Origin of the sequence: Olsenella sp. CU969 (genome assembly GCF_905219715.1) — a bacterium.
In the GTDB taxonomy this organism is placed as follows: domain Bacteria; phylum Actinomycetota; class Coriobacteriia; order Coriobacteriales; family Atopobiaceae; genus Granulimonas; species Granulimonas faecalis.
Genome location: NZ_CAJMXC010000107.1, coordinates 1 through 4,555, shown reverse-complemented (window position 1 = coordinate 4,555; position 4,555 = coordinate 1). Strand labels below are relative to the sequence as shown.

Sequence of the window (4,555 nt, the reverse complement as noted above, 5' to 3'; positions counted from 1 at the left end):
GCCTCGGCCCAGGCCGCCTTGGCCCCCTCGGCCTCGGCGAACAGCCGGGCCGCGCTCCTGCGCCCGTCGGCCAGGGTGCCGGCCGTCCGCCGCACCGCCTTCCACAGGCCCTCCAGGCGCTCGAGCCCGCGCAGCGCGTCCTCCTCGGCCGCCAGGGCCGTGCGGCCCGCGTCGAGCCGCGCCTGCACGTCGCCCAGGGCCGCGACCTCGCGCTCGGCCCCCTCCAGCGCGGTGCGGCCGCGGGCCTCGGCCGCCGTCGCGGCGTCGCGGTCGCGCTCGGCCGCGGCTGCCTTGGACGCGGCCTCCTCGGCGGCGGCGGAAAGGCGGTCAAGCTCGTCGTACAGGGGCAGCGTGGCCGCGACGGCCTGCGCCCGCCCCGTGAGGGCGCGCTCCTCCCCGCGGGTGCCCTCGGCCTCCGCCAGGAGGGCCCTGGCCCGCCCCTCCTCGCCGGCGAGGCGCTCCACGTCGTGGCCCTTCTCGGCCACCTGGGCCTCGAGGCCGCGGATGCGGCGCAGGCGGTCCTCGGCGTCGTCGAGGGCGCGGCCCCGCTCGCCCAGCGACGCCCGACACTCGTCGAACCCGGCCACCGAGGCCTCGTCCGCCTCGCAGAGCCCCTGGACGACGGCCCGGGGCCGGGAGAGGTCCGCGGCAGGCCCCTCGGCCCATTCGACCAACTCTGGCACGTCGCCCTCGGGCCCCCGGGCGCGCCGGGCGGCCTGCCGCGCGGCGTTGCGCAGCTCCGCGAGCTCCTTGTCCACGGCGCTGCCCCGCCCCTTGAGGAGGCCCTGCAGCNGGNCCGCGCGCCCGGTNGAGAAGAGCTTGGAGAAGATGGGNTTGNGGTCCTTGGGNCCGGCCNAGAGGAGCCGGGCGAAGTCCCCCTGGGCGATCATGGCGATCTGCATGAACTGGTCCACGTTGAGCCCGAGCAGCCCCTCGACGTCGCGCGTGACCGTCTGCACCTTGGTCACCGGTACGCAGTCGTCGGGGATGCCGCCCTCGTCGCCCACCCACAGGGAGGCCGTCGCCCTCGTCCACGTGGCGTCCCCCTTGCCCTTCAGCTTGGGGCGCAGGTACTCGAGGCCCCTGCGCACGCGGCAGTGCCGCGACCCGGCCATGAAGTCAAGCTCCACGAAGCCCTCGGTGCCGAACGCCGCGAAGTCCGAGTACAGCGACGTGGCGTTGTCCGACCCCGCCGCCGTCTTGCCGAACAGCGCGAACGTGACGGCGTCGAAGACGGTGGTCTTGCCGGCCCCGGTGTCGCCGCAGATGAGGTAGAGCCCGCGGGTGCCCAAGGCATCGAAGTCTATCTCCGTGCGCCCGGCGTAGGGGCCGAACGCCTGCATGGTGAGCTTGACCGGCCTCATCTACTCCCCCTCCCCTACCAGGGCGACGCACTCGGCGAGCACGGCGCGCTGGCGATCGTCCATGGCGTGGCCGCGCTGGGCCTCGAAGAACCCGGCANAGAGCCCCTCGAGGTCCAGCCCCGGGTCCGGNGCCCGGACCTCCGCCTCCCGCGCCCCGGTCGCGGAGGCAGGGGCGTGCTCCAGCGAGAGCAGGTTGGGGTAGGCCTCCCGGAGGCGCCCCAGGNCGTCCAGCGGCAGGGTGTCGTCCGTGAGGGTGACGGCCACGTAGTCGTCCGCCGGCGCGAGGGCCAGGACCTCCGGCGACACGAGCTCCTCCAGGGGCCCGCACGCCTGGCGGACGTCGCGGAGGGGCTCGAAGGGCACGAGCTCGAACGAGAGGTCGCAGTCGCCGGGGCCGCGCTTCTCGCCGAGGTCCACGAGGACCATGGACTTGTCGTTCCCGGCCTCGCCCCGGGAGTACTTGAGCGGCGTCCCGGAGTAGCGCACGGTCTCGCGCCCCACCTTCTGCGCCCGGTGCAGGTGGCCGAGGGCCACGTAGTCGAACGGGTCGAACACCGAGACCTCCACGTTGTCCGCGTCACCGAGCGTGAGCTCGCTCTCCGAGCGCTCGGGCCCCACGCCGCCCGAGGTCACGAACTGGTGGGCCACGCAGACGTTGCGCACGGACCCGTCCACCCCCATGGCGTCCACGACCGCCGCCAGGGCCTCCGTGGGGGACGGGGCGTCGCAGCCCAGGGCCGCGCGCACCGTGGCCGGCCGCACGAACGGCACCGGCCAGACGCGGACCTCGCCGTGGGCGTCCTCCAGCACCACGGGCTCCACCGGCCCCTCGAGCGGGCCCACCACGTGGACGCCCGACGCCGCGAGCAGCGGGGAGGCGAACCCCACGCGCGCGGCGGAGTCGTGGTTGCCGGGCACCGCCACGACCCGCACCCCGGCCTCCGCGAGGTCGCGCAGGAAGCCGTCCACGAGCGTCACCGCGTAGTCGGGCGGCTGCGTGGTGTCGTAGAGGTCCCCGGCCACCAGCACGCAGTCCACCGAGCGCTCGCGGCAGACGTCCACCACCTGGACGAGCGCGTGGGCGAGGTCCTCCTCCTGAGAGTATCCGTGGAGCCGCTTGCCGGCGTGGACGTCCGATATGTGGAGCAGTCTCATGGCACCCCTTCCCGATGGGACCGACGCCTTATTCTCACTGGACAGGATAGAACATATGTTCTATTCTGAAAGCCAACGATGGGAAATCATCGAAGCTCCACCATCGCGGCCGGATTCACGTCCTTCAACTGTTCTAATGGAAACCGACCGCAACCACGGGCCGGGGGCGTCCCGGACCGTGCGCCACCAAGGAGTACGCACATGTCAGAGTCCATCCGCAAGGTAAACATNATCGGCCATCGCAACCCCGACNCCGACAGCATCTGCTCGGCGCTCTCCTACGCATGGCTCAAGAACGCCATCGGCCCCCAGATCTACGAGGCGCGCCGCTGCGGCAACATCAACNGCGAGACGGCCTTCGTCCTCAAGCGGTGGGGCGTGGAGGAGCCCGCCCTCATCACCTCGGTGCGCCCGCAGGTCAAGGACCTCGAGTACCAGCACCAGGAGGGCATCGACGGCGAGATGAGCCTCTACGCCGCGTGGAACAAGATGCGCGACGAGCGACAGGACACCCTGTGCATCACCGAGGACGGCGACCTCAAGGGCCTCGTCACGGTGAAGGACATCGCCAACGCCAACATGGCGATCTTTGACACCGACGTCCTGGCCACCTCCCACACCTGCTACCAGAACGTCATCGACACCCTCAACGGCACCATGGTCCTGGGCGACCCGTCGGACGTCATCGANAGCGGCCGCGTCTACGTGGGCACCAGCCCCGAGATGATGGAGGACACCATCGAGCCCGGCGACATCGTGCTCGTGACCAACCGCTACGAGACCCAGCACTACGCCGTGGGCTCCGGCGCCGCCTGCCTCATCATCTGCTNCGACGCCCCGGTCACCCGCGCCCTCAAGAGCTCGGCCGAGAGCCACGGCTGCCGCATCATCACCACCCCGTACGACACCTACGCGGCCACGCGCCTCATCTGCATGTCCATGCCCGTGCGCGCCGTCATGCTCGACTCCGGCATCGTGGAGTTCTCCGTCAACACCACCGTGGAGGACGTCCGCAAGGTCATGAGCTCCACGCGCCACCGCTTCTTCCCGGTCATCGGCGAGGACGGCAAGTTCGACGGCGTCATCACGAGCGCCAACCTCTTCGACATCAACCGCAAGCACGTCATCCTCGTGGACCACAACGAGATGGCCCAGGCGGTGGACGGCGTCACCCACGCCGTCATCCTCGAGATCATCGACCACCACCGCATCGGCCCCATCGAGACCACCACGCCGGCACTCTTCCGCAACCAGCCCNTGGGCTGCACCTGCACCATCGTGAAGCAGATGTACGACGAGAACGGCATCNCCCCGCCGCCGCACATCGCCGGCCTCATGCTCTCCGCCATCCTGTCCGACACCCTCACGTTCCGCTCCCCCACCTGCACCGAGCAGGACCGCTTGGCCGCCCAGGAGCTGGCCGGCATCGTGGGAGTGGACATCGACTCCTACGCCGACGAGATGTTCGAGGCCGGTGCCGACCTCACGGGCCGCAGCGCCGAGGAGGTCTTCCACGGCGACTTCAAGGTCTTCTCCCGCGGCAACGCGCGCTTCGGCGTGGGCCAGGGCAGCTACATGACCGAGGGCAGCCGCAAGGCCGCCGAGGAGCTCGTGGGCCCCTACCTGGCCGAGGCGGCGAAGAACGAGGACCTGCCCATCGTCATGTACATGTTCACCGACGTTAAGTCGCAGACCACCGAGCTGCTCTACATCGGCGACGGCGCNGAGGCCNTCATCCGCTCCGCCTTCGGCGTGGAGCCCGCCGAAGGCATGGCCGTGCTCCCCGGCGTGGTGAGCCGCAAGAAGCAGATGATCCCGCCCCTCATGGCCGCCTTCGAGCGCCTGTCGGACGACTAGGCGCCCGCCGCGCCACGGACGGACCCCCCGACGGCCCCGGGGCGCCCTCGCAGGCGCCCCGGGGCCGTCTTCCATAGCTGTCGCCCGTTTTTTCAGCCGCCCTTGGGCTGCGCTATACTCGGTTGCCACCCGCGTGAGGAGACACCCTTGGGCCAGACACCCCGCACCCACCCGCTGCC

Annotated in this window: 3 protein-coding genes; 1 reads left to right on the top strand and 2 read right to left on the bottom strand. The window is 71.2% G+C overall.

The features are described 5' to 3' along the window. Both JX283_RS07825 and JX283_RS07820 read right to left on the bottom strand, forming a co-directional pair. Positions 1 to 1,364: AAA family ATPase (locus tag JX283_RS07825; protein WP_204830078.1), on the bottom strand; the 1,364-nt coding region annotated here is incomplete at its 3' end. Further along, complete coding sequence (locus JX283_RS07820; protein WP_204830077.1) at positions 1,365 to 2,519, bottom strand: exonuclease SbcCD subunit D; 1,155 nt, start codon at positions 2,517 to 2,519, stop codon at positions 1,365 to 1,367. A 201-nt stretch (positions 2,520 to 2,720) separates the two neighbouring features. On the opposite strand from JX283_RS07820, the gene JX283_RS07815 reads away from it, so the two are divergent. Then, positions 2,721 to 4,376 carry a putative manganese-dependent inorganic diphosphatase gene (locus JX283_RS07815; protein WP_204830075.1) on the top strand — a complete coding sequence of 552 codons (1,656 nt, stop codon included), beginning with the start codon at positions 2,721 to 2,723 and terminating at the stop codon, positions 4,374 to 4,376. Positions 4,377 to 4,555: the final 179 nt, after the last annotated feature.